Annotated in this window: 24 protein-coding genes and 1 other RNA gene; 7 read left to right on the top strand and 18 right to left on the bottom strand. The window is 69.6% G+C overall.

The features are described from left to right. Positions 1–20 precede the first annotated feature (20 nt). The 5 genes from I53_RS33035 to recR all read right to left on the bottom strand — a co-directional run bounded on the left by I53_RS33035 (position 21) and on the right by recR (position 3,594). On the bottom strand, positions 21–578 hold the full coding sequence (locus tag I53_RS33035) for a hypothetical protein (RefSeq protein WP_148291072.1): 558 nt from the start codon (positions 576–578) through the stop codon (positions 21–23). Between the two features lie 104 nt (positions 579–682). Beyond that, complete coding sequence (gene truA, locus I53_RS05560) at positions 683–1,432, bottom strand: tRNA pseudouridine(38-40) synthase TruA (protein ID WP_043347600.1); 750 nt, start codon at positions 1,430–1,432, stop codon at positions 683–685. Continuing rightward, positions 1,432–2,361: a methionyl-tRNA formyltransferase gene (gene fmt / locus I53_RS05555; protein WP_043347598.1), complete on the bottom strand. Its 930-nt coding sequence runs from the start codon at positions 2,359–2,361 to the stop codon at positions 1,432–1,434. Before fmt ends, truA begins: the two co-directional genes overlap by 1 nt. A gap of 7 nt (positions 2,362–2,368) precedes the next feature. Beyond that, positions 2,369–2,884 carry a peptide deformylase gene (gene def, locus I53_RS05550; protein ID WP_043347596.1) on the bottom strand — a complete coding sequence of 172 codons (516 nt, stop codon included), beginning with the start codon at positions 2,882–2,884 and terminating at the stop codon, positions 2,369–2,371. A 104-nt stretch (positions 2,885–2,988) separates the two neighbouring features. Next, a complete protein-coding gene (recR, locus tag I53_RS05545; RefSeq protein WP_043347593.1) occupies positions 2,989–3,594 on the bottom strand; it encodes a recombination mediator RecR in 606 nt (201 codons plus the stop codon). Between the two features lie 403 nt (positions 3,595–3,997). Between recR and I53_RS05540 the strand changes: the two genes are divergently transcribed. Then, positions 3,998–5,617, top strand: coding sequence for a phosphoenolpyruvate carboxykinase (locus I53_RS05540; RefSeq protein WP_043347591.1), 1,620 nt, complete (start codon positions 3,998–4,000; stop codon positions 5,615–5,617). 214 nt (positions 5,618–5,831) lie between these two features. Here I53_RS05540 and I53_RS05535 read toward each other — a convergent pair whose 3' ends face one another. From I53_RS05535 to I53_RS05525, 4 genes are all read right to left on the bottom strand, one after another. Beyond that, the gene (locus I53_RS05535; RefSeq protein WP_043347589.1) at positions 5,832–6,155 is read right to left on the bottom strand and encodes a YbaB/EbfC family nucleoid-associated protein; all 324 of its coding nucleotides are present in this window, start codon (positions 6,153–6,155) and stop codon (positions 5,832–5,834) included. Positions 6,156–6,228: 73 nt separating this feature from the next. Continuing rightward, the gene (locus I53_RS05530; RefSeq protein ID WP_043347587.1) at positions 6,229–8,094 is read right to left on the bottom strand and encodes a DNA polymerase III subunit gamma/tau; all 1,866 of its coding nucleotides are present in this window, start codon (positions 8,092–8,094) and stop codon (positions 6,229–6,231) included. A 35-nt stretch (positions 8,095–8,129) separates the two neighbouring features. Further along, positions 8,130–8,228: signal recognition particle sRNA small type (gene ffs, locus I53_RS30960), an RNA gene on the bottom strand. A gap of 41 nt (positions 8,229–8,269) precedes the next feature. After that, the gene (locus I53_RS05525; protein ID WP_043347585.1) at positions 8,270–8,530 is read right to left on the bottom strand and encodes a PepSY domain-containing protein; all 261 of its coding nucleotides are present in this window, start codon (positions 8,528–8,530) and stop codon (positions 8,270–8,272) included. 146 nt (positions 8,531–8,676) lie between these two features. Between I53_RS05525 and I53_RS05520 the strand changes: the two genes are divergently transcribed. Both I53_RS05520 and I53_RS05515 read left to right on the top strand, forming a co-directional pair. After that, a complete protein-coding gene (locus I53_RS05520; protein WP_043347583.1) occupies positions 8,677–10,215 on the top strand; it encodes a YifB family Mg chelatase-like AAA ATPase in 1,539 nt (512 codons plus the stop codon). After that, positions 10,212–11,969: a bifunctional protein-serine/threonine kinase/phosphatase gene (locus tag I53_RS05515; protein ID WP_043347582.1), complete on the top strand. Its 1,758-nt coding sequence runs from the start codon at positions 10,212–10,214 to the stop codon at positions 11,967–11,969. Before I53_RS05520 ends, I53_RS05515 begins: the two co-directional genes overlap by 4 nt. 10 nt (positions 11,970–11,979) lie before the next feature. Here the strand turns inward: I53_RS05515 and I53_RS05510 are convergent, their stop codons facing one another. From I53_RS05510 to I53_RS05490, 5 genes are all read right to left on the bottom strand, one after another. Then, positions 11,980–12,699 carry a glutathione S-transferase gene (locus tag I53_RS05510; protein WP_043347579.1) on the bottom strand — a complete coding sequence of 240 codons (720 nt, stop codon included), beginning with the start codon at positions 12,697–12,699 and terminating at the stop codon, positions 11,980–11,982. Positions 12,700–12,746: 47 nt separating this feature from the next. Then, the gene (locus I53_RS05505) at positions 12,747–13,196 is read right to left on the bottom strand and encodes a hypothetical protein (RefSeq protein WP_043347577.1); all 450 of its coding nucleotides are present in this window, start codon (positions 13,194–13,196) and stop codon (positions 12,747–12,749) included. A gap of 135 nt (positions 13,197–13,331) precedes the next feature. After that, positions 13,332–13,706: a hypothetical protein gene (locus tag I53_RS05500; protein WP_043347575.1), complete on the bottom strand. Its 375-nt coding sequence runs from the start codon at positions 13,704–13,706 to the stop codon at positions 13,332–13,334. Between the two features lie 40 nt (positions 13,707–13,746). Continuing rightward, positions 13,747–15,636: a methylmalonyl-CoA mutase subunit beta gene (locus I53_RS05495; RefSeq protein WP_043347573.1), complete on the bottom strand. Its 1,890-nt coding sequence runs from the start codon at positions 15,634–15,636 to the stop codon at positions 13,747–13,749. Between the two features lie 303 nt (positions 15,637–15,939). Further along, positions 15,940–16,743, bottom strand: a complete 804-nt coding sequence (locus tag I53_RS05490; RefSeq protein WP_043347572.1) for an undecaprenyl-diphosphate phosphatase — start codon at positions 16,741–16,743, stop codon at positions 15,940–15,942. 253 nt (positions 16,744–16,996) lie between these two features. Between I53_RS05490 and I53_RS05485 the strand changes: the two genes are divergently transcribed. The 3 genes from I53_RS05485 to I53_RS05475 are packed head-to-tail and all read left to right on the top strand — an operon-like array spanning position 16,997 to position 19,724. Then, positions 16,997–17,689 (top strand): glutathione S-transferase family protein, encoded by a 693-nt coding sequence (locus tag I53_RS05485; RefSeq protein WP_043347569.1) that lies wholly within the window; start codon positions 16,997–16,999, stop codon positions 17,687–17,689. Further along, positions 17,686–18,864 (top strand): tRNA epoxyqueuosine(34) reductase QueG, encoded by a 1,179-nt coding sequence (gene queG / locus I53_RS05480; protein WP_083935979.1) that lies wholly within the window; start codon positions 17,686–17,688, stop codon positions 18,862–18,864. Before I53_RS05485 ends, queG begins: the two co-directional genes overlap by 4 nt. Beyond that, positions 18,861–19,724 (top strand): SDR family oxidoreductase, encoded by an 864-nt coding sequence (locus tag I53_RS05475; RefSeq protein WP_043347566.1) that lies wholly within the window; start codon positions 18,861–18,863, stop codon positions 19,722–19,724. Before queG ends, I53_RS05475 begins: the two co-directional genes overlap by 4 nt. On the opposite strand, the gene I53_RS05470 is transcribed toward I53_RS05475, so the two are convergent. From I53_RS05470 to I53_RS35700, 3 genes are read right to left on the bottom strand one after another with little or no spacing between them, the layout of a single operon-like run. Then, a complete protein-coding gene (locus I53_RS05470; RefSeq protein ID WP_051044682.1) occupies positions 19,725–20,549 on the bottom strand; it encodes a metal ABC transporter permease in 825 nt (274 codons plus the stop codon). A gap of 47 nt (positions 20,550–20,596) precedes the next feature. Further along, on the bottom strand, positions 20,597–21,397 hold the full coding sequence (locus I53_RS05465) for an ABC transporter ATP-binding protein (protein ID WP_043347563.1): 801 nt from the start codon (positions 21,395–21,397) through the stop codon (positions 20,597–20,599). Further along, positions 21,394–21,528: a hypothetical protein gene (locus I53_RS35700; protein ID WP_257787422.1), complete on the bottom strand. Its 135-nt coding sequence runs from the start codon at positions 21,526–21,528 to the stop codon at positions 21,394–21,396. Before I53_RS35700 ends, I53_RS05465 begins: the two co-directional genes overlap by 4 nt. Before the next feature lie 124 nt (positions 21,529–21,652). Here I53_RS35700 and I53_RS05460 point away from each other — a divergent pair, with 124 nt between their 5' ends. Then, a complete protein-coding gene (locus I53_RS05460) occupies positions 21,653–22,138 on the top strand; it encodes a Fur family transcriptional regulator (RefSeq protein ID WP_043347562.1) in 486 nt (161 codons plus the stop codon). Positions 22,139–22,250: 112 nt separating this feature from the next. Here I53_RS05460 and I53_RS05455 read toward each other — a convergent pair. Beyond that, the coding region (locus tag I53_RS05455) for an undecaprenyl-phosphate glucose phosphotransferase (protein WP_043347561.1) at positions 22,251–23,630 on the bottom strand (1,380 nt) is incomplete at its 5' end.

The following is a 23,630-nucleotide window of genomic DNA, read 5'->3' as shown; positions in this document are numbered from 1 at the left end:
TCGAGATGATGGTCCCGGGCTCAGTCGAAGTTCTTGATAGCGCGGTGGAAGTTTCGCAGCGACATGAGGTAGCTGCCGGCGAAAGCCGCGCAGACACCGAATAACCAGACGATGCCGAAGCTAGTCCTGATAGGGTATGACGCACCCGTCCAGACAAGTCCACTCGGATTCGACATCTGTGTTGAGAATATGTACATTACGAAGGACGAAATGTAGAATACGGCAGATCCAGCCAGAGCGCTGAACGCACTGCATCCGATGATCCAAGAGATCGTCGAAAAATCTTCGCGCTTCCTGCGTAGATCAAGGATTCCAGCCGCCCTCCGGGCCGATTCAATACCGGTGGGGTCCGGGTCGCTGCTTCTTCTCGATCCGACAAAGTATTTATATTTCACGAACTCAAATGACGGTATTAGGTGTAGATTGTTGTCTTTGTCAGTATCAAAGACGGCCGCGAGATCAGTTATAATTTCTTGCCTTTGACGTTTGACGGCTTCACGGATGGCGATGAAGACCCCCGGAGAAAGTACGGCGAAGGTCGTGGCTATGCCGATAATAAACTGGAACGACGTGTCCATCGCGATCCTCCCAAACTTATTTTTCTTGGTTGGTCTGGCAGTTATGATGGCTCGTATACAACCTAAGCGCAACTGATAAATTGAATTCGCTGCGAGGGATTGGCTCAGTAGTCTACACCCACGAACGTCAGCCCTGCGGCTGGAGCGAGCGGTCCACACCGGCGCTTCTCGCCCGAAGCGAGGATGTCGGCCACGTCGTCCGCCGAGAGCCGTCCACAGCCCGCGAGCATCAGCGTGCCCACCATCGCCCGCACCTGATGGTGCAGGAAGGAGCGCGCCGCGGTCGCCACCACGATCTCGTCGTGCAACGCCATCGGAGCCCGGGCGACGTCGAGCTGCTCCAGCGTGCGGATCGGGCTGTTCGCCTGGCACTCGGCGGCCCGGAAGGCCGAGAAGTCGTGGCGGCCGACGAGGCGCTGGGCGGCGGCGTGCATGAGACCGACATCGAGGGGCCACGGCACGTGCCAGACATGGGCCCGCGTCAGCGCCGCGGGGCTGCGCCGGTTGAGGATGCGGTAGCGGTAGTGCCGGCGGATCGCCGAGTGGCGGGCATCGAAGCTTTCCGGCACGATCTCTGCGGACAGGACCGCCACCGGCTGTGGCCGGAGATGCGCGTTCAGCGCGTCCCGTACCGTGTCGGTCCGCCAGTCCTTGGCGAGGTCGAGATGGGCGACTTGATGAATGGCATGCACGCCGGCATCGGTCCGGCCCGCGCAGGTGAGTCGGACATGCTCTCCCGAGAAGCGCGTGACCGCCGTCTCGATCGCGCCCTGGACGGTGAGGTCGTCGGCCTGCCGCTGCCAGCCGCAGAACGGGCTGCCGTCGTACTCGATGACGAGCTTGTAGCGGGGCATCAGCCGAGGCGGGCGCCGGGCGTCAGGCGGGCGCCGCGGACGAACTCGGCCCCGCTCGCGCTGCCGCCCTTCCCGGCGCGTCGCAGCTCCATGAGCCGCACGGCGCCGTCGCCGCACGCGACGGTGCAATCGGTGTCGCACAGCGTGCCGGGTGTGCCCGCACCCTCTGCCGGGGCGGCTCGCAGCACCTTCACGCGCTCGGGGCCCTTGCCGAGATCGACCTCGAAGAAGGCGCCGGGGAAGGGCGACAGCCCGTTGATCCGATTGGCGATTTCACCGGCCGACCGGGACCAGTCGATCCGCGCCTCGTCGTTGGTGATCTTGTGCGCGTAGACGACGCCGTCCTCCGGCTGGGGTGTGAACGTCAGCGTGCCCGCATCGAGCCGGACGAGGGCCTGCGCCATCAGGTCGGCGCCGAGGGGCATCAACGCGTCGTGCAGCTCGCCCGCAATCATACCTGGCGCGATGGGTATTCTCGCCTCCAGGGCCACGGGGCCGGTGTCGAGGCCCGCCTCCATCCGCATCACGCCGACGCCGCTCTCGGCATCGCCCGCCATCACGGCGCGCTGGATCGGCGCCGCGCCGCGCCAGCGCGGCAGCAGGGAGCCGTGCAGATTCAGGCAGCCGTGCTTCGGTGCGTCGAGGATCGCCTGCGGCAGGAGCATCCCGTAGGCCACCACGACGGCGACGTCGGCCCGGTGTGCCGCGAAGGTCTCGGCCGCTTCGGGCGTGCGCAGCGTCGCGGGCGTCAGGACCGGCACGCCGAGGGTGTCGGCGAGGGCGTGGACCGGGGAGGGGCGCAGACTCATGCCGCGGCCCGCCTTCGCCGGCGCACGGGTATAGACCGCCACGATGTCGTGCCCGTCCTGCGCGAGCCGCGCGAGCGTCGGCACAGCGAAGTCCGGCGTGCCCATGAAGACGACGCGCATGGCCGGGTCAGGCCGCGTCGCGCTTGGCCGCCTTGGTGAACTTCTTGATCACCCGGTCGCGCTTCAGCTTCGACAGATGGTCGATGAACAGCACGCCGTTCAGATGGTCGATCTCGTGCTGGATGCAGGTCGAGAGCAGGCCGTCGGCCTCGATCTCCTGCTCGTTGCCGTCGATGTCGCGGAACTTCACGCGCACCCGGTCCGGACGCTCGACTTCGGCGTAATAGTCCGGGATCGACAGGCAGCCCTCGTCGTAGACCCGCCTTTCCTCCGAGGACCAGACGATCTCGGGGTTGATGAAGACCCGGGCGTCGCGGACGCCCTCCTCCTTCGACGTGTCGATCGTGACCACGCGCTTGGCCACGCCGATCTGGATCGCGGCCAGCCCGACGCCGGGGGCATCGTACATCGTCTCGAACATGTCGGCGACGAGGGTGCGGATCTCGCCGGTGATCGGGCCGACCGGTTCGGAACCCAGGCGCAGGACGGGATCGGGGAGGATGACGAGCGGGCGGATGGTCATGGCGGAAACCGGCAGGGAAGGCGCCGGGACGGGTCCAGGCTCAGCGTCGAATAGGATGCGGCCGAAGACCGGTCAAATACCGGCTCGATCCGCGTGATCGCCCGTCAGAAGGCCGTGCGGCTGCGGATCGCCGCCGACAGGGTGCCCTCGTCGAGATAGTCGAGTTCGCCGCCGACCGGTACGCCGTGCGCGAGGCGCGTGACCTTCACGTTGCAGTGCCGGATCGACTCGGTGACGTAGTGGGCGGTAGTCTGGCCGTCGACGGTGGCGTTGAGAGCCAGGATGACCTCCGTCACCTCGGGCCGGGCCACGCGCTCCACGAGGCTCGCGAGGTTCAGGTGCTCCGGCCGCACGCCGTCCAGCGCCGAGAGGACGCCGCCGAGCACGTGGTAGCGCGCCTTCACGGCGCCCGAGCGCTCCAGGGCCCAGAGATCGGAGACATCTTCCACCACCACGAGCGTCGTCGGGTCGCGCTCCGCGTCGCGGCAGATCGTGCAGGGGTCGGACGTATCGACGTTGCCGCAGCTCGAGCACACGATGATGCGGTCGGCCGCCACCCGCATGGCGTCGGCGAGGGGGCCGAGCAGCGTGTCGCGCTTCTTGATGAGCTGGAGAGCGGCCCGCCGCGCCGAGCGCGGTCCGAGGCCGGGCATGCGGGCCAGCAGCTGGATCAGGCGTTCGATCTCGGGGCCGGCGACGGCTTGGGGCATCGTGCCTCTTGATGAGGAAGGGGCTGTCAGGTCCGGATGGGCATAGACGCCGCCGGGCAGCGCGCAAGGGTGTACGCGTGCGTGTCCGGCATATGGGTATTCCAGAGCCGCTCCGCCGATAGCGTTACGCTGTGCGATGAACGGAACTGCTTACAGACTTGGGTTCCTGAGTCCACAACTGTGCTCTAATCTGTTTGTCCACGTTGCGGGCCCCTGGCGGAGCCCATAATGACAGCGAAGCTTCGCCGCCTACTCGATGGAGAGACGGGAAGCAGCCGGGAACGGAGATCCTGCGTGCGGCGGTCCTGTACGACCGCACGGACGTCTCCCGGGCAAACCCGGACGGCGGAGCCGTCCGGCACAATCGCGTCGACGGTCGAACAGGGGCCCGGGAGATACGATCTTGACCAACATCGGTGATCACAACGCGGCCCACGGCGCCGAGGCGACCGGCTTCCGCGACCTCAAGGCCGTCCACTGGAATTTCGAGGCGCCGCGTCTCTACGAGGAGGCGCTGGCCCGCAAGGAAGCCCAGCTCGCCCGCGGCGGCGCCCTCGTGGCCACCACCGGCAGCCACACCGGCCGCTCGCCCAAGGACAAGTTCGTGGTCCGGGACGCCAGGACCGAGAGCGAAGTCTGGTGGGACAACAACGGCGCCATCACGCCCGAGCAGTTCGAGACCCTGCGCCAGGATTTCCTTAAGCACGCCGAGGGCAAGGAGCTGTTCGCCCAGGACCTCTACGGCGGCGCCGATCCGGCCTACCGGGTCAAGGCCCGGGTGTTCACCGAATTCGCGTGGCACTCGCTGTTCATCCGTAACCTGCTGATCCGGCCGGACCGCTCCGAGATCGCGTCCTACGTGCCCGACATGACGATCATCGACCTGCCGAGCTTCCAGGCGGATCCCGCCCGGCACGGCTGCCGGTCGAAGACCGTGATCGCCATCGACTTCTCGAAGAAGCTCGTCCTGATCGGCGGCTCCGCCTACGCGGGCGAGATGAAGAAGTCGGTCTTCACCTATCTGAACTACATCCTGCCCGGCCAGGGCGTGATGCCGATGCATTGCTCGGCCAACGCGGCCCTCGACGCGGAGGGCGGCTCGGCGATCTTCTTCGGCCTCTCGGGCACCGGCAAGACGACGCTGTCGAACGATTCCTCCCGCCAGCTCCTGGGTGACGACGAGCACGGCTGGTCGAATTCCGGCATCTTCAACTTCGAAGGCGGCTGCTACGCCAAGACCATCCGCCTCTCGCGCAACGCCGAGCCGGAGATCTACGCCACCACCGAACGCTTCGGCACGGTGATGGAGAACGTCGTGATCGATCCCGCCACCCGCGCGCCGGATTTCGACGATTCCTCGCTCACCGAGAACACCCGCTGCGCCTATCCCCTCGACTTCATCGCGAACGCCAGCGCCACCGGCCGGGCCGGGCATCCCAAGAACATCGTGATGCTCACCTGCGACGCCTTCGGGGTGATGCCGCCGATCGCCAAGCTCACGGGCGCCGAGGCGATGTACCACTTCCTCTCGGGCTACACCGCCAAGGTGGCCGGCACCGAGCGCGGCCTGACCGGGCCGGAGGCGACCTTCTCGACCTGCTTCGGTGCGCCGTTCATGCCGCGGCACCCGAGCACCTACGGCAATCTGCTGCGCGACCTGATCGCCAAGCACAGTGTCGATTGCTGGCTCGTCAACACGGGCTGGACCGGTGGCGGCGTCGGTACCGGCCGGCGCATGCCGATCCGGGTCACGCGCCGTCTGCTGAGTGCGGCGCTGGACGGCTCCCTGGCCCAGGCCGAGTTCCGCCGCGATCCGTATTTCGGCTTCGCGGTGCCGGTCTCCGTGCCGGGCGTCGAGCCGCACATCCTGACCCCGGTGAAGACCTGGGCCAACAAGGGGGCCTTCGTCGAGACGGCGGCGCGTCTGGTGAAGATGTTCGACGACAACTTCAAGCGGTTCGAGACCCATGTCGATGCCGACGTGCGTGCCGCCGGGCCGTCCGCTCAGGCGATCGCGGCCTGAATACGCGATCGGGCGGCCCGAGGGGCCGCCCGCCTTCATCGGGCCGGAGCGACCCACGAATGTCCGAACCGCGCCGGCCTCGCGAGGTGCCGCAAGGTCGCGGAGGCCACCGAAGAGACCTTCAGCCGGCCGCGCGAGCCCCGAAAGTCTCCGCGATGGCGCGGCCGCACCGCGGGATGCGGATCGGGGACGGGATGAACGGCAATAGACCGACCTAGAACGGCAGCTTCATCCCGGGCGGCAGGGGCAGATCCTTGGTCAGTTCCGCCATGCGCTGCTGCATGGTCGCCTCGGCCTTGCCGCGGGCGTCGTTGCAGGCCGCCACGATCAGATCCTCGAGAATCTCGCGCTCGTCCGCCACCATCAGGGATGGGTCGATGCTGACGCCCGTCATCTGGCCCTTGGCCGTCATCGTCACCCGGACAGATCCCCCGCCGGAGGCGCCGGTGACCTCGATCCCGTCCATCTCGGACTGCAGGTTGGCCATCTTCTCCTGCATGGCCTGAGCCTGCTTCATGATGCCCATCAGGTCGCGCATGCGGCTCTCTTTCCGTTTCCTCGTCTGATCTGGGTACGATGCGGCTCCGGCGCCACCATCGGTCGGGCGCGCCTCAGGCGTCGTCGTCCTCGGCCTCGCCGACCGGCGCGGCATCGCCGTCCGCGAGAACGTCCGGCTCGGCGGAGGGCAGGGCCTCGGGCGCGGTCTCGCGCACATCGACGATCTCAGCCCCGGGGAAGCGTGTCAGCACCTCGCGCACGAAGGGGTCGGCCGCGGCGTTCTCGCGGCGCGTCTCGGTCGCCGCCCGAGCGGCTGCATCGAGGGTCGGCGCACCCTCTTCCTTCGACAGGGCCACCGACCAGCGCCGTCCGGTCCATCGGTCGATGGCGGCGGCGATATCGGTGGCGAGGCTCGGGCGGCCGCCCGGGGCGAGGCGGAACTCGATCCGACCTTCCTCGAAGCGCACCAGATGCACGTCGCGCTCCAGCGCGGTGCGCAGCAGGATGTCCCGATTGGCGTCGGCCAGAGCGATCAGGTCTTCGAATCGCCCAAGACGCGGCGCCGGGGGGGCTGCGGCCACCGGTCTCGGAGACGGCACGCTCATGGCGGTCGGCGCTGTCATAGGCGCCGGCTCCACCGTCGCCGTCCGGGGTGCGGCGGCCAGCGCCGCGGAGCCGCCGCCACGCAGGTCGGGGATCGGCGGCAGCGGCGGCCGCGCCGGCACGGGAGGGGGCTCGTGCGCGGGCGCAGCGGCCGCCTCAGCCTTGAGCTGGCGCAAGGCCTCGTCGGGGGTGGGCAGGTCGGCCGCGTAGGCGAGGCGCACGATCGCCATCTCGGCCGCCGCGAGGGGCCGGGGTGCGGCCTGGACCTCGGGGATCGCCTTCAGCAGGATCTGCCACGCCCGCGACAGGGCGCGGATCGAGAGCTTCTCGGCGAATTCCGCCCCGCGGACGCGCTCCGTCTCGCTGAGCGTGGGGTCGGCGGCCGTCTCCGGAACCACCTTGAGCCGGGTGACGAGATGCGTGAACGCCGCGAGATCGGAGAGGACAACCGACGGGTCCGCGCCGGAATCGTACTGCGCCCGCAATTCCGCGAAGGCGGCCGGAACCGAGCCGCGCATCACCGCCTCGAACAGGTCGAGGATCCGGGCGCGATCGGCGAGGCCCAGCATGTCGCGCACGCTCTGCGCGGTGATCGTGCCGGCGCCGTGGGCGATCGCCTGGTCGAGGAGCGAGAGCGCGTCGCGCACGGAGCCTTCCGCGGCGCGGACGATGGCGCCGAGAGCCTCGTCCTCGACGGAGACGCCCTCGGCCGCGCAGACCTTCGCGAGATGCGCATGCAGCGTCGGCGCCTCGACCCGGCGCAGGTCGAACCGCTGGCAGCGGGACAGGATCGTCACCGGGACCTTGCGGATCTCCGTGGTGGCGAACACGAACTTGGCGTGGGGCGGCGGCTCCTCCAGCGTCTTCAGGAAGGCGTTGAACGCCTTCTCGGAGAGCATGTGGACCTCGTCGACGATGTAGACCTTGTAGCGCGCCGAGACCGGCCCGTAGCGGATGCCGTCGATGATCGCCCGGACGTCGTCGATGCCGGTATGCGAGGCGGCATCCATCTCCAGCACGTCCATGTGCCGGGATTCCATGATCGCCGCGCAGTGGAGGCCGAGTTCCGGCATCGACACGGTCGGGCCGGTGTCGGGCTGGCCGGCGCGGGCATAGTTGAGGCCGCGGGCCAAGATGCGGGCCGTGGTGGTCTTGCCGACGCCGCGGACGCCGGTGAGCATCCAGGCCTGCGGGATGCGGTTGGCCGCGAACCCGTTGGCGAGGGTGCGCACCATGGCATCCTGGCCGATCAGGTCGCCGAAATTGGTGGGGCGGTACTTGCGCGCGAGCACCCGGTAGGGCGTCGCCGCGACGGCGGGCGCTGGAAACCCGGGCAGGCCCGGCTCGTCGTCAGGCGTGCCGGTCGTAGCGTCCATGCCGTGTCGGGATCGAGCTTCCGCGCGCGGGAATGAGGTGGGAGGCTGGACGAAGACCCGCTCGGTCTCGTTAGGGCTGCTTCCTTCCGGACCTGACCCGGTTGGCGAGTGAAACGTCCCTCGCCAACCCCCCGACGGCTATATGGCCGTGCCGTTCGCCGAACGCAAGCGCCGCCTACTCGGCCTTGCGCTTCACGATGGCCAGGGTCTTCGGATCGAGATGCAGATCGAACTGCTTGCCGTTCGCGTCAATCGCATCGTCGACCTCGATCATGCCGTCGTCGAGCTCGATCTCCTTCCACTTGGTGAAGCCCTCCTGCTTCAGCATCGCCTCGACCTTGGCCTGCTGGTCGGGAGGAAGTTTCTCGTCGGCGTGGGCTGCGAGGCCGGTGCCGGCGATCAGGGTCAGGGCGAGGAGGGGCGTGGTCAGACGCATGGCTTTCTCCAGTCCGTCGAGGGTTTCCGGCTTTGAACAGGAATGCGGCACCGGAGTTCCGTCGCGGTGGCGGTCCCCTTGAGCCGCTCCCGAATCTGCCGCACATCTTGGCCGCACCGGAATATGGCGGCGAGGGCAGTGCATCGATGGTCACCCGCGTCGCCACCGTCGCCTTCGAGGGCATCGAGGCGCGGGCGGTGGACGTGCAGATCCAGATCATCCCGGGCTCGGTGGTGTTCACCATCGTGAGCCTGCCCGACAAGGCGGTGGCGGAGTCCCGCGAGCGGGTTCGCGGCGCGCTCATCGCCTCCGGACTGGCGCTGCCCGCCAAGCGCATCACCGTCAATCTCGCGCCCGCCGAACCTGCCAAAGAGGGCTCGCACTACGACCTGCCGATCGCGCTCGGCGTCATGGCGGCGATCGGCGCGATCCCGGCCGACGCGCTCGCCGGCTACTGCGTGCTCGGCGAACTCGCCCTCGACGGCAGCATCACGGCGGTCAGCGGCGTGCTGCCGGCCGCCATGGCGGCGGGGGAGCGGGGGCTCGGGCTGATCTGCCCGGCCTCCACCGGTCCGGAGGCGGCCTGGGCCGGAGGCGAGCTGGATGTGCTCGCGCCGCGCTCGCTCATCCAGCTCGCCAATCACTTCAAGGGCAGCCAGGTCATGGCCCGGCCGGAGCCTGCCGTCGCCGCGCTGGCGGGACCGCTCCCGGATCTCGCCGACATCAAGGGCCAGGAGGGCGCCAAGCGTGCCCTGGAGATCGCGGCGGCCGGCGGCCACAACCTCCTGATGAACGGGCCCCCCGGCTCGGGCAAATCCATGCTGGCGGCGCGCCTGCCCTCGATTCTGCCGCCGCTCAGTCCGCGCGAACTCCTCGACATCTCCATGATTCAGTCGGTGGCGGGCGAGCTCAAGGATGGGGCCCTGTCGAATCGCCGGCCGTTCCGGCAGCCGCACCATTCGGCCTCGATGGCGGCGCTGGTGGGCGGTGGGCTCGGGGCACGGCCGGGGGAGGTATCCCTCGCCCATGGGGGAGTCCTGTTCCTGGACGAGCTGCCCGAATTCTCGCCCCAGGTTCTCGACAGCCTGCGTCAGCCGATGGAATCCGGCGCGGTCATGATCGCCCGCGCCAACCACCGGGTCACCTACCCGGCGCGCTTCCAACTCGTTGCCGCAATGAATCCCTGTCGCTGCGGCCAGGGCCTCGAGCCGGGCTACGCCTGCCGCCGCGGCCCGAACGAGCGCTGCATGGCGCAGTATCAGGCGCGGATCTCCGGCCCGTTGCTGGACCGCATCGACCTGCGCATCGAAGTGCCGGCGGTCACGGCCGCCGACTTGATCCTGCCGGCCCCGGCCGAGGGATCCCGCGAGGCCGCGGCCCGGGTCTCGGCGGCCCGCGCGCTGCAGGGGAGCCGCTATGCCGCGCGGGGCCTGCCGGATTCCACCACCAACGCGACCTGTCCGGCCAACCTCATCGAAGAGGTCGCGAGCCCCGACGCGGACGGCACGGCGCTGATCCGGCAGGCGGCCGAGACCATGCGCCTCTCCGCACGCGGCTTTCACCGCACGCTGCGTGTCGCCCGGACCCTGGCCGATCTCGACGGCGAGACACAGGTGCGCCGGCTCCATCTCGCGGAGGCCCTCTCGTACCGCGGGCGCGGCGCGGGCGCGGCAGCCGCCGCTTGAGCACCGGATCGGACGTCTCCGGCGATCTGACGGTCACGATCGGCCAGTACAGCAGCGCCGGCCGCAAGGCGGCCAACCAGGACTTCAACGGCATATTGGTGCCGGTTCAACCCGCTCTGGGTCTGAAGGGGATCGCGGTGGCGCTCGCCGACGGGATCAGCAGCAGCGCGGTGGGCGCGGCGGCGAGCGAGACCGCGGTCAAGAGCTTCCTGAGCGACTATTACGCCACGCCGGACACGTGGTCGGTGAAGACCTCGGCCCAGCGCGTGATCGCGGCGGCGAATTCCTGGCTCTACGCCCAGACCCGGCGCGGCGCCGATCCGAACGATGCCGACCGGGGCTACGTGACCACCTTCGACGCCCTCGTCCTGAAATCGCGCATGGCCCACCTCTTCCACGTGGGCGATGCCCGGATCTGGCGCGTGTCCGGCCGGTCCCTCGAACAGCTCACCGAGGACCACCGCGTCGTCGTCTCCGCAGCGGAATCCTATCTCGGCCGCGCCCTCGGGGCGAATGCCCGTGTGGAGATCGATTACCACGTCGTCGGCATCGAGGCGGGCGACACCTTCGTGCTGACGACGGACGGCGTCCACGAGCATGTCCGGCCCCGCGACGTGGTTGCGGCGATCGCGCGAGCCGCGACCCTCGACGCGGCGGCGCGGGCGATCGTCGAGGCAGCTCTGGCCGCCGGCAGTCAGGACAACCTGACGATCCAGATCGTGCGGGTCGAGAGCGTACCGGCCGGCGCGCCGGCGGATCTCCTCGGGGAGGCCGAGGGGCTGGACCCCGCGCCCCTCCTCGACCCGCCCGCCGAACTCGACGGCTTCCGTCTGGTGCGGATCCTCCATTCCGGACCCCGCAGCCGCGTCTATCTCGCCGTCGAGGCGGAGACGGGTGCCCAGGCCGCGCTGAAGGTGCTGTCCCTGGACCTGCGGGACGACCCGGCCCAGCGGAAGCGCTTCGTGATGGAGGAGTGGATCGCGCGGCGGATCGACAATCCTCACGTGCTCAAGGCCCATCCCCGGGCCGGCCGCCGCAGCCACCTCTACACGGTCATGCGCTACGTGGAGGGCCAGACCCTGACCCAGTGGATGCGAGATCACGCGACCCCCGATCTGGAAACGGTGCGCGGCCTCGTCGAGCAGCTCGCCCGGGGCGTGCAGGCGTTTCACCGGCGGGAGATGGTCCATCAGGATCTGCGGCCCGACAACGTCCTGATCGATACCGCAGGGACCGTCCAGATCATCGATTTCGGGGCCACGACGGTCGCGGGCGTCGTCGAGGGCGATCCGCGGATCGATCCTGCGGAGATCCTCGGCACGGTCCAGTACACGGCGCCCGAATGCTTCCTCGGCGCGCCGGCCAATGCCGGGTCCGACATCTTCGCGGTCGGCGTCATCACCTACCAGATGTTGACGGGACGGCTGCCGTACGGCGACGCCGTTCCGCGGGCGCGCACGCGCGCGGCGCAACGGCGGCTTCGCTACATGTCGGCTCTTACGGTGCGTCCGCTGCTTCCCGTCTGGGTCGACGGGGCGCTTCGCAAGGCCGTTCATCCCGATCCGCTGCGGCGCTACACGGCCTTGTCCGCCTTCGTCCACGACCTGCGGCATCCCAATCCGGCCTTCACGGACGGACGGCGGGCGTCTCTGCTGGAGCGCGATCCGCTGCTGTTCTGGCGCCTGCTGTCGCTGGTGCTGGGGCTCGTCGCGCTGACGCTCGCGGCGATCCTGATTGCCGGGCCGCGGCGGTGAGGCCTGCGCCTCAGGGATCGAGTTCGGGATAGCGGCGAAAAATGCCGTCCTCGTTGAACGGGATCCGGCGGTCGCTGGCCAGATAGGCGGCAATCCGCGGTCGCCGGGCCACGGTCTCGTGGAGCCGCGCCACGTTCGGGTTGGGGCGCAGGGCTGCGGCGGTGGCTTTGGGAAAGGCGTAGCGCAGGCCGTCGACGAGCTGGAACAGCGACAGGTCCGCGTAGGACAGATCCGCGCCGACGAGCCGGCCGCCGCCATTCCCCGCCAGAACGCGCTCGAAATAGCCGAAGAATTTTGGGATGCGCTCGGTGCGGAATTCCGCGGCCCGGCGCAGGGCCTCGGGCTTCTGATCCGCGTAATACAGGCCGACACCCAAGGGATGGTGCGTGTCGTGCGCCTCGTCGACCGCGTCCGCGATGGTGAGCTGGAGCTGATGGGTCCAGATCCGGTCGCGCTCCGACGCGCCGACGAGGCCGAGCCGCGGCCCGAGATAGAGCAGGATCGCGGCACTCTGCCCGATGACGGTGTCACCATCGCGCAGGAAGGGCGGCGCCAGGGGCGGCCGCGGGTTGCCGGGATCGGACAGGCGGTCGAGCATGGGGCCGATCCCGCCATCCTCGTCATCCTGGCGGGTGACGTCGATGTAGTCGGCGCCGGCTTCCTCGAGGGCGAGGCGGACGAACTCGCCGCGCCCCTGGATCATCGGCCAGTAATGCAGTTCGTAAGGCATCGCCGTCTCCGCCTCGGGGAAGACACGGACGCCCGGACGGTTCCCGCTCAGTTGCCCTCGGCCGAGTCCTCTGCCGAGGCCTTCTCCACCGGCGGCTCGGCGCTGGCGACGGCCTTGCGGGCGAACATCGGCTGGAGCCGCTCGGCGAGTTGCTGGTCGAGATGCTTGACGTAGGCGCCCTTGAAATAACGCTCGCCCGTCTTTGCGCCGTACAGGCGGTCATGAGCCTGGATCATCGCGGCGACTTCCGGGCGGCAGAGGAAGCCGGTGATGCCGACGGCCTCGTACCAGCGGCCCGCCCGCGCCTCGGCGGTCGCCTTCGGGTTCGACAGCACCGTGTCGGCGAAGCATTCGGTGGCGGCCTGCCGCAGCGGCGCCAGCACCTTCTCGGCCTCCGCCGTGTTCACTTTCGACGCAGCCGGAAGCCGGTGAGGACGCGCCTCGGCCCCCGAGACGAGAGCGAGGACAGCGAAGGTGGCGAGGATCGAAGTCTTCATGCGGGCGGCCTCGTCGGGTGTCCGAACGGTGTTCAGGTCTCGCTCATGATTGCGTCGGGATCGGGGCTTTCGGCACGGTCGAGCTGCCCGATTCAGGGCGAGATCCGGACTGTTTCGCGACGGCCACACGCGGCCTCAGCCGCGCCGCTCGGCGTTCCAGTGACCGCGGCAGGAGAGGGCGCCGGACGCGACCCAGGTGCCGGCCCCGAATCCGTTCCGGTCAAGCCGTCCCCGCACGTCGGCGGTGGCGGCCCCGTTCGAGATGGATCCCCGGATCGCCCCGTTCCGGGTCACCCCGCCCTCGACCACGAAGGCGGTCCCGATGAAGCGCGCCCGTCCGTTCTCGATCCGCACCGGATAGCGATAGGCGCGGTCGCAGCTCCCGGTCTCGGTGATGATCTCGACGCTCCAGGTGCCGTCGAACCGGTCGGGCGGGGCCGCTTGGCGCGGCGCGGCGGCGGCGGGACTCATGCCGACGAGGAACAGGGCGAGAGCGAAGCGAGACGTCATCGGATCTGGGACGAGGCGGGTTCGCGAGGATTGGCGCCTTTCAGCGTGGGGTCTGCGGCGCAGGACCCCGCATAGCCGCGCGCAAGGCCGCGTTGAGGAGGGCGAGCAGGTCGCAGCCGACATGCAGGAAGGCGGCCACGCCCGCCTGCTTCAGCGGCTCGGCGAGGTCCGTCGGCTTGCCCGCGAGGTAGATCGGACCGGCGCCGGCCTTCGCCAGGGCTTCCGCCGTCGCGACGGCGTGCTCGGCGTAGATCGCGTCGGTGGAGCAGATGCAGGCCAAGCTGGCACCGGAGTCCCGGAACGCCGCCGCCGCCGCCTCGGCGTCGTAAAAGCCCTCGTTCGACAGCGCCTCGATCCCGCCCGCCGCGAAGGCGTTGGCCGCGAAGGTCGCACGGGCGTTGAACGACGCCACAGGGCCGAGATTGGCGAGGAACACCGCCGGCCGGCGGCCCGTCTTGGCAAGACACGCATCCGAGGCGTCCCGCAGGGCCTCGTAGGGCTCCGCGAGGCGCAGGGACGGCAGCGCGTCGCAGGCGACGGCCGAACCCGCGCCGAAATTGGACCCGCGCGGCCCGGCCACGGGCGGCACGTCGAGGACGGCCGCGGGCTTCTCGGAGAGGTTGGGGAATTCGCTCGCGCCCGTGAGCGGTTCACGGCGGTTCGCCACGGCCTTGGCCCGGGCCTCGCGGGTCAGCTCGATCCGCCGCTGCAGCTTGCCGACGCTGAGCGAGGCGACGATGCCGCCCTCCGCCTCGATCGCCTGGAATGCCGCCCAGCCCGCCTCGGCGAGTTCGGCGGTCAGGGCCTCGAATCCCCCGGCGCCGGCCGCGGGGTCGCTGACGCGCGCGAGATGCGATTCCTCGATGAGCACGATCTGGCTGTTGCGCGCGACGCGCCGGGCGAAGGCGTCGGGCAATCCGAGGGCCTGGGTGTAGGGCAGCACCGCGACGCTGTCCGCGCCGCCCATGCCGGCCGAGGCGGCCGCCATGCCGGTGCGGAGGATGTTCACGAAGGGATCGCGCTTGGTCATCATCCGCCACGCGGTCTCGGCATGGAGCCGCAGCGGCTTGGGATCGAGCCCGCAGGCCTGCTCGACCCGGGCCCAGAGGCGTCGCATCGCGCGGAACTTCGCGACCGTGACGAACTCGTCGGCATCGGCCGTCAGAAGCATCGCGACGCGGTCACGGGCGGTGGAGAGGTCGTGACCGGCATCCTCCAGGGCGCGCAGATAGGCGACGGCGGTGGCGAGCACAGCCCCGAGTTCCGCCGCCTCTCCGGCGCCGCCCTCGTGATAGGGCCGTCCGTCGGCCAGGAAGGCTCGGCCGGTGAAACCCGCCGCTTCCAGCTCCGCGACGGTCTCGGCGAGACCGGGGGCGATGTCCTTCCAGACCGCTCCGAGGCTTCCGGTCGCCGCCAGAACGCCGACCGGATCGATGCCGAGATCGAGGTCGTAGGTCGAGAGATCCTCGCCCCGGCGCTGCGCCAGCGCGCTCACCAGCCGGGCCACTTCCAGGCCGCGCCCGCCGGCGTCGATCCGCAGGGCGATCAGGGGCAGCATCACGCCCTTCAGCGCCGCGTCGAGATCTTCGACGCTCGCGGCGGTCAGGCCGTAGCCGCGGGCGCCCGCCGCGCCTGCAAAGGCCAGGACGAGGGCGTCGGCCCCGCCTTCGAGGTCGATGAGCGCCTGTGCGTTGGCGGCGGCGAGATCGGGGTGATCGACCCGTTGCGCGATGCGCCAGGGGGCCGGCTCACGCACCGGCTGGGCCGCCGGGGCGGCGGGTCCGTAGAGGGGTTCGATCCGCAGGCCGTCGGCCGTGTGCGACACCAGCCGCTTCTCGAAATCGGCGCCCTTGAGGACGCCTTCGACGAGGCCGAGCCAGCGCGCCCGGTCTGCGGGCTCGAAGAGGTCGGCGAGCGGTGTGTCTTCCATCGGAACGTCCCAGAGCGCGGCGTCTTCTGCACCGCTTCCATGCGTTTGCCTCGCACGCCGCTCCGCCGCTGGCAATCGCCCGATGGTTGAGGAAAGCTGAAGCCGCCCATCACCGATTTTTGACGGTCCCGGCGGCGCGACGGGGAGCCCGGAAACCGGACATGCCGACCCGGCAGGCTTCGGCAAAGCCAGCATTTCCGCATTGCGGGCCCGTCTACGGCGCCCGGACCGACGACCGGACGGATCAAGCCGCCGAGGCGGATCCGCCGATCCGGTCGTCCGGGCCCGAGAGGGACCGGCCCGTCAGCCCAGGATGATCAGGCCGGCGAAGCCGAGGGCGCCGACGATGATCCGCCACCACGCGAACAGCCAGAAGCCGTGGCGGGAGACGTAGTCGAGAAGCACCCGCACCACGAACAGCGCCGAGACGAACGACACGACGAAGCCGATCACGATCAGGCCGACATCGTTGCTCGAAAGGTACTTGTAATTGTCGAGCAGGTCCTTGGCGAAGGCGCCCGCCATCGTCGGCATCGCCAGGTAGAACGAGAACTCGGTGGCCGAGCGCTTGTCGGCGCCCATCAGCATCGCGCCCACGATGGTGGCGCCCGAGCGCGACACGCCGGGGATCATGGCGAGGCACTGGAAGATGCCGATCTTCAGGTCCATCGGCAGGGTGAAGTCGTAGACGTCTTTCTTCTTCACCTCGAGGTCGGTGTCGTCGATGACGAGCAGCACCAGGCCGCCGGCCACCAGGGTCGCGCACACGATCCACGGATTGAACAGGTAGGCTTTGATCAGCTTGGAGAAGAGGCCGCCGATGATCGCCGCCGGCAGGAACGCCACCAGGATGCCGAGCACGAACCGGCGCGCCCTCGGATCTGACGGCACCGCCGTGGCGATCGCCAGCAGGCGGCGGAAGTACACCAGCAGGATCGCCAGAATCGCGCCGAGCTGGATCAGCACCTCGAAGGTGTTGTTGGGCGAGTGGAAGCCGATGAAGTGGCCGACCAGCAACTGGTGGCCGGTCGACGAGACCGGGATGAATTCGGTCGCCCCCTCCACAAGGGCGAGCAGCACTGCCTTGCCGATGCTTGCCGGATCCATCGTGACGCCTTGTGCCGTGGGCGCTGCGGCCCCCGTCGAGCCGCCGCCTGCCACGCGAAATGGTTGAGCCCGAGGCTTCGCCCATTAGGGTTGACGAGCGGTTACCGGGCCGGGCCGGGCGTGTTAAGGGCTCGGAAACGGTCGGGCAATAACGCTCGGTCCGAAGTCCTGCGCGCCGAAACACTGCGCATCAGGGGCCTCGACGAGCGCGGGACAGGCCGCGTTGGCAGACCGAACGTCCTCCACGGCCTCGATGGCAACCCTCTACCACTTCCCCTTCTGCGCGAATTCCCGGTTCATCCGTCTCGTACTCGCCGAGATGGGCATGGAGCCGACGCTGTTCGAGGAACGGCCCTGGGAACGGCGCGACGACTTCCTGCTGATCAATCCGGCGGGCGTCACACCCGTGCTGCTGGAGCAGAACGGGCTCGTCGTCCCCGGCGCCGGCGTCATCGCCGAGTATCTCGACGAGACCCGCGGCCTCGGGCTCTCGGGGCGGCGCATGCTGCCGGAGGACACCGTCGAGCGCGTCGAAGTCCGGCGCCTGCTCGACTGGTTCCTGGTCAAGTTCGAGTCCGAGGTGACAGCCTACCTCGTGAACGAGAAGATCTCGAAGCGCTTCATGTCGGCCCATGAGGGCGGCGGCCCGCCCGACATGAACGCGATCCGCGCCGCGCGCTCCAACGTGCGCTACCACCTCAAGTACATCGGCTACCTGATCGCCAGGCGGCGATGGATCGCCGGCGACAACCTGACCTATGCCGATCTGGCGGCGGCCGCCCATCTCTCCTGCGTCGACTACCTGGGCGACGTGCCCTGGGACGAGGACGAGATGGCCCGGAACTGGTACGCACGGGTCAAGTCGCGGCCCTCGTTCCGCGCTTTGCTCGCCGACCGCGTGCCCGGCATGGCACCGGCCGCCCATTACGCGGATCTGGATTTCTGACCGCCCGACGAACCTATTTCGGCGCCGATCTCCGCCGCCTCGTCGAGGCCCGGGCCCGGGCGCTCGGCTTCTGCGGCCTGCGCGTCACCCGTCCCGACAGGCTCCCGGACCTTCCGGGCCGCCTGTCGACCTGGCTCGCCGAGGGCGCGCACGGCACCATGGAGTGGATGGCGGAGCGGGCCGACCAGCGGGCGCGCCCGGTGGACTTGTGGCCCGGCCTGCGCAGCATCCTGGTGCTCGCGATGAGCTACCGGCCCGAGCACGATCCCCTGGACCTCGTGGCCCGGCCGGATCGCGGGGCCATCGCCGCTTATGCACAGCGGCGGGATTATCACGAGGTTTTGAAGGGTCGTCTGAAAGAATTGGGGGGGTATCTCTCCGCCAAGGGCGACGTGCGCGTGAAGGTTTTCTGCGACACCGCCCCCGTCATGGAAAAGACCCTCGCCGAGGCGGCCGGCCTCGGCTGGCAGGGCAAGCACACGGTGCTGATCTCCCGCGGACACGGCAACTGGCTGCTCCTCGGGGCGATCTACACGAGCGCGGAATTCGAGCCCGACCCACCGGAGCGCGACCATTGCGGCTCCTGCCGCGCCTGCCTGGACATCTGCCCGACCGACGCCTTTACGGCCCCCTACAGGCTCGATGCCCGCCGGTGCATCTCGTATCTCACGATCGAGCATGCCGGTCCGATCCCTGCCGCGTTCCGGCCGGCGATCGGCAACCGGGTCTTCGGTTGCGACGACTGCCTCGCCGTCTGTCCCTGGAACAAGTTCGCCCGTACGGCGGCGGAGAACCGGCTCGCCGCGCGGGCGGATCTGGCGGCCCCGGCGCTGGCGGATCTCGCCGGTCTCGACGATGCGGCGTTCCGGTCGTTCTTCGCCGGCACGCCGGTGAAGCGCACGGGGCGCGACCGCTTCCTGCGCAACGTCATGATCGCGATCGGCAATTCCGGCGATCCCGATCTGGCGGGCGCGGCCGTCGCGGCCCTCGATGACGCGTCTCCCCTGGTGCGCGGCATGGCGGTCTGGGCCTGCGGCCGGCTGCTCGCGCCGGATGCCGTGCACGCGCTCTGCCTACTTCATGGCGACCACGAGACCGACACCCATGTCCGCGACGAGTGGACGGCCGCCGCCGCCTTGACGGAATCGCCCGTGGGCGAGACATCCGCCCCATGAATCTCTTTGTCTTCGGGCTCGGTTTCACCGGCCGCCGTTTCGCCGAACGGGCGCGAGCGCGTTTCGGGACCGTCCGCGCCAGCGTCACGGATCCCGCGGCCGCCGACCGCGTCGCGGCGGAGACCGGGTTCGCCGTGCGCGCCTTCGGGCCGGAGGCCGACGATCCCCGGATCGCCGCGGATCTCGCCGACACGGACGTGCTGCTCGCCTCGGCCCCCCCCGGCGAGGCGGGCGACCCGGTTCTCGCCCGCTACGAGGACGCCATCGCGGCGAGCCGGATCGGCTGGATCGGCTATCTCTCAACGATCGGCGTCTACGGAGACCAGAGCGGCGCGTGGATCGACGAGGCGACACCTGCGGCGCCACGCAGCGCCCGGTCGAAGGTGCGCCTCGAGGCCGAGGCGGCGTGGCTCGCGCTCGGCGCCGAGACCGGGAAGGCCGTGCAGGTCTTCCGGCTCTCGGGCATCTACGGACCCGGGCGCAACCCGATCGTGAAACTGCGCGAGGGTCGTTCGCAGCGGATCGTGAAGGCCGGGCAGGTCTTCAACCGCATCCATGTCGACGACATCGCCACGACGCTGCTGGCCTCCATCGACCGCCCGCGTCCGGGGGCGATCTACAACGTCACGGACGACGAGCCGACCGCGCCCCAGACGGTGACCGAGCACGCCGCCTCCCTCACCGGCCTGCCGCTGCCGCCCGAGATCGATTTCGAGACCGCCGACCTGTCTCCGATGGCGCGCAGCTTCTACGGCGAGAACAAGCGCGTGCGGAACCGGCTGATCCGCGAGGAGCTCGGCGTGGCCCTCGCTTATCCGACCTACCGCGAAGGTCTCGCGGCCCTGAAGGACCAGCCCTGATCAGGCTTCGAGGTGACGCGGCCGCACGAGGCGGCGCAGCAGGCCGCCGCGCGGACCCACCATCATCGAGGCGACATAGAGGGCCCCCGCCGCCAGAACGATGGCCGGGCCGCTCGGCAGGTCGTACTGGTACGACAGGCTGAGCCCCGAGACGCTCGCGAGGGCGGCGATCAGCATCGAGACCGGAATCAGTCCGGCCAAGTCGCGGGCCCAGAACCGGGCCGCCACTGCGGGCAGCAGCATCAGGCCGACCGCCAGCAGGGTCCCGAGGGCCTGGAACCCGCCGACGAGGTTGACCACCACGAGCGCCAGGAACGCGAGGTGCACGGGACCGCCGCTGCGGCTGACACTCCGCAGGAACAGCGGGTCGACGCATTCCATCACGAGCGGCCGGTAGATCACGGCGAGCGCCAGCAGGGTCAGCGTGCTGATGCCGCCGAGCAGCCAGAGGGCGGAATCGTCCAGGGCCAGGACCGAGCCGAACAGGAAGTGCATGAGGTCGATCTGCGATCCGCGCAGGGAGACCAGCAGCACGCCGGCGGCGAGCGAGATGAGGTAGAAGGCTGCGAGGTTGGCGTCCTCCCGGATCGTGGTCGCCCGGGTGACGGCGCCCGCGAGCAGGGCCACCGCGAGGCCGGCGACGAGGCCGCCCAGCGTCATCGCCGGCAGGGACAGGCCGGCGACCAGGAAGCCGACCGCAGCCCCCGGCAGGATCGCGTGGCTCATCGCGTCGCTCATGAGGCTCATGCGGCGCAGCGTCAGGAAGACGCCGATGGGCGGTGCCGACACCGACAGGGCGAGGCAACCCGCCAGCGCCCGGCGCATGAAGCCGAATTCGACGAACGGCGCAAACAGAGACCCGAACGGATCGGTCACGCGGCGTCCTCGTGATGGTGATGCGCTGCCCGGCCGTGATCGTGCGCCGGCTCCGCGGGCTTCCGCGGTCCTTCACAGATCGCCGCGCCCTCGTCCCAGGCCTCGGACAGGTTGCGGGCGCGGGCCAGATTCTCGGCGGTCAGGACCCGCGCGGTCGGCCCCCAGGCCACGGGCTCCCGGGCGAGCAGCAGCGTCGTCGGGAAATGCGCGCGGACCTGCGCGAGGTCGTGCAGGGCGGCGATCACGGTCCGCCCCTCCTTGTGCCAGGTCGCAATCAGCACCAGCAGATCGTCGACCGTCCGCGCATCGATCCCGGTGAACGGCTCGTCGAGGAGCACGACGGGGCAATCCTGCAGGATCAGCCGGGCGAACAGCGCGCGCCGGAACTGACCACCCGACAGGGTGCCGATCGGCCGCGCCGCGAAGCCCTCGAGACCGACCGCCGCCAGCGCGGCCTCGATGGCCGGCCGCCGCCGGACGAGGCTGCGCCACGCCCCCGCCTGCCGCCAGAGACCCATCCCGGCGAGATCCATGACGGTGAGCGGAAAGCTCCGGTCGATCTCGTCCGCCTGCGGCATGTAGGCCAGGGCGCCCGCACGTTCGATGCGGCCGTCGAGGCAGCGTATCTCTCCGGCCATGCCCTTCAGCAGCGTCGACTTGCCGGCGCCGTTCGGTCCGACCAGCGCGAGCAGGTCGCCCGCTCGCACGGTCCCCTCGAGGTGGTGGACCGCTGGATGCCGGTCGTAACCGAGGGTGAGGCCGACGAGGCGGATCGGATCCGGATTTCGGCCGCTCATGCCGAAAGCGCCCAGGCGATGGTCAGCCAGACCAGCGCCGCGAGCGTCGCGGCGAGCGCCAGCCGCAGGCCGATCCCGCTCTGGAACAGCGATCGTCGGGCCGCGCGTCTCGGGCTGGGTATAGTCGGCAATGAATCCTCGTCGCGCACTGACACCGGCGCGGGCACCACGCAGAGCTACTGGTGCGGTCCTGGGCCGCGGTGATACACTGTAACAAACCCGCGGGACAACCTGCGGATCATGTTTGGAGCAATCATGCACCGTCACGAGGGTCACGACGCGTGCCACGCCGGCACCGGTGACATTCTCGCGCGGGCCGAGGCCCTCTGTCGCGAGCGCGGTCTGCAGTTCACGCCCCTGCGCCGCGAGGTGCTGGAGGCCGTGGCCGAGGCCGGGAAGGCTCAGGGCGCCTACGACATCGCCGAGCGGTTGAGCGCGCCGGGCAAGCGTGTGGCCCCGGTCTCGGTCTACCGCGCCCTCGATTTCCTGATGGATCAAGGGCTGGTGCATCGGATCGCGAGCCGCAACGCCTTCATCCCCTGCGCGCACGGCCACGCGCCCGGGGAGGGGGTGATTTTTCTGATCTGCCGGACCTGCGGCGGCGTCGACGAGGCCTCGTCGGAGGAGGTCGAGGGCAGCCTCGGGCGCACTCTGGAGCGGGCCGGATTCACGCCGACCCACAGTATCCTGGAGGTCGAGGGCGATTGCGGCACCTGTCGTCAGCGGAAGCTGGCACCCTGAGCCGCGAGACCAGGTTGCCTGGTCCAGCCCGTCCGCGCTGGCGGCGGGGAGCAATCCAGGAGCGTGCCACGCCTGCGGGAATGGCGCCTCCCGACCGCCTCGCGCCCGCGCCTTAGAACGCGTTCTGGTATGCGCGGCGCGAAATGACCGTCTGGATCATGATCTGGATATCGAACCAGATCGACCAGTTGTCGATGTAGTGCAGGTCACAGGCGACGCGCTGCTCCATGGCGAGGTCGGTCTGGGTCTCCCCCCGGTAGCCGTTGACCTGAGCCCAACCCGTGATCCCAGGCTTCACGTTGTGGCGGCGTGCATAGAGGGCGATCCGCCGCTCGAAGCTCCGGTCGTGGGCCAGCGCATGCGGGCGGGGACCCACCAGCGACATCTCTCCGCGCAGGACGTTGATCAGCTGGGGCAGCTCGTCGAGATTGGTCCGGCGCAGGATCGCGCCGACCCGGGTGATCCGACTGTCGTTGCGGGTCGCCTGCCGGAAGGCGGCATTCGCATCCGTGCGCATCGACCGGAACTTGAAGACGCCGAACGGCTGCTGATTGAAACCGTAGCGCTTCTGCCGGAAGAAGACCGGGCCGGGGCTGTCGAGCTTGATCGCAACGGCGATGGCCGCCAGCAACGGGGACAGTGAAACCAGGGCGATGGTCGCCAAGGTCAGATCGAGGAGGCGCTTCAGCATCACCTCGCCCAGATTGAGCGGCCGACGACCGATATTGATCCCCGAGACTCCGCCGACCCGGGCGACCTGCAGATCGGGAAAGCGATCGAGGACGGCGCCGGGGCGCAGATGCAGGGCCGAGGGCACCCGCAGGAACGCGTCGATGCACCGCTCGACCTCCGCGGTGTCGGCCCACGGCACGAGCACGAAGACGTCGTCCGGCCGGAGGAATCGCACCACCGAGACCGCGAGGTCGAGATCCTCCTGCAGCTGGTCGTATCGGGTGGCCACGTCGGCGCCGGGATCGACCCGTCGCAGGTAGCTGGTCCCGATGATCCGCGAGCCGAGATGATCGGCTTCCTTGCCGGCGTAGAAGCGCGCGATGTCCTCCTCGTAGCCGACGAGGTGGATCCGGCTGGCCGTGGCCGAGCCAGCACTGAGCCGCGCCCGCACGAGGCGCCGCACCGATGCCCGGGCCGCGATCAGGACCGGAAGGCCCACGGCGAACGTCCCGAACGAGATCAGGCGCGAATAATCGTTGGTCGTCTTGGTCATGAAGCTCACGACCAGCACGGCGGCCCAGGCGACCAGCCAGAGGGAGGCCACCCGTTGAACGCCCGGCTTCTGCGCCATGACGTTCTCGAGGCTGTACTCCTCGCGCAGGACGTTCGCGGCGATGATCACCAGTCCCAGCAGCGCCGACAGGCGCAGGCCGCGAACGCTGCTCGCCCAGAATGCGCTGTCCTGGGCGAGGGCGTGGTAAGCGAACTCGACGCCCAGGGCCACGATCACAATCGCTGCGAGATCGGTCGCGGCGAGCGT

Source organism: Methylobacterium sp. B1, from assembly GCF_000333255.1.
Lineage (GTDB): Bacteria > Pseudomonadota > Alphaproteobacteria > Rhizobiales > Beijerinckiaceae > Methylobacterium > Methylobacterium fujisawaense.
The sequence above is the reverse complement of the archived record's forward strand: the minus strand, read 5'-3'. Positions and strand labels throughout refer to the sequence as shown.

Bases quoted from the DNA above. Each gene is read 5' to 3' on its own strand.
- I53_RS33035 (WP_148291072.1), bottom strand. From the start codon at position 578: ATGGACACGTCGTTCCAGTTTATTATCGGCATAGCCACGACCTTCGCC.
- truA (WP_043347600.1), bottom strand. From the start codon at position 1,432: ATGCCCCGCTACAAGCTCGTCATCGAGTACGACGGCAGCCCGTTCTGC.
- fmt (WP_043347598.1), bottom strand. From the start codon at position 2,361: ATGCGCGTCGTCTTCATGGGCACGCCGGACTTCGCTGTGCCGACGCTC.
- def (WP_043347596.1), bottom strand. From the start codon at position 2,884: ATGACCATCCGCCCGCTCGTCATCCTCCCCGATCCCGTCCTGCGCCTG.
- recR (WP_043347593.1), bottom strand. From the start codon at position 3,594: ATGCCCCAAGCCGTCGCCGGCCCCGAGATCGAACGCCTGATCCAGCTG.
- I53_RS05535 (WP_043347589.1), bottom strand. From the start codon at position 6,155: ATGCGCGACCTGATGGGCATCATGAAGCAGGCTCAGGCCATGCAGGAG.
- I53_RS05530 (WP_043347587.1), bottom strand. From the start codon at position 8,094: ATGGACGCTACGACCGGCACGCCTGACGACGAGCCGGGCCTGCCCGGG.
- I53_RS05525 (WP_043347585.1), bottom strand. From the start codon at position 8,530: ATGCGTCTGACCACGCCCCTCCTCGCCCTGACCCTGATCGCCGGCACC.
- I53_RS05520 (WP_043347583.1), top strand. From the start codon at position 8,677: ATGGTCACCCGCGTCGCCACCGTCGCCTTCGAGGGCATCGAGGCGCGG.
- I53_RS05510 (WP_043347579.1), bottom strand. From the start codon at position 12,699: ATGCCTTACGAACTGCATTACTGGCCGATGATCCAGGGGCGCGGCGAG.
- I53_RS05505 (WP_043347577.1), bottom strand. From the start codon at position 13,196: ATGAAGACTTCGATCCTCGCCACCTTCGCTGTCCTCGCTCTCGTCTCG.
- I53_RS05500 (WP_043347575.1), bottom strand. From the start codon at position 13,706: ATGACGTCTCGCTTCGCTCTCGCCCTGTTCCTCGTCGGCATGAGTCCC.
- I53_RS05495 (WP_043347573.1), bottom strand. From the start codon at position 15,636: ATGGAAGACACACCGCTCGCCGACCTCTTCGAGCCCGCAGACCGGGCG.
- I53_RS05490 (WP_043347572.1), bottom strand. From the start codon at position 16,743: ATGGATCCGGCAAGCATCGGCAAGGCAGTGCTGCTCGCCCTTGTGGAG.
- I53_RS05485 (WP_043347569.1), top strand. From the start codon at position 16,997: ATGGCAACCCTCTACCACTTCCCCTTCTGCGCGAATTCCCGGTTCATC.
- I53_RS05475 (WP_043347566.1), top strand. From the start codon at position 18,861: ATGAATCTCTTTGTCTTCGGGCTCGGTTTCACCGGCCGCCGTTTCGCC.
- I53_RS05470 (WP_051044682.1), bottom strand. From the start codon at position 20,549: ATGCGCCGGGCGCTGGCGGGTTGCCTCGCCCTGTCGGTGTCGGCACCG.
- I53_RS05465 (WP_043347563.1), bottom strand. From the start codon at position 21,397: ATGAGCGGCCGAAATCCGGATCCGATCCGCCTCGTCGGCCTCACCCTC.
- I53_RS05460 (WP_043347562.1), top strand. From the start codon at position 21,653: ATGCACCGTCACGAGGGTCACGACGCGTGCCACGCCGGCACCGGTGAC.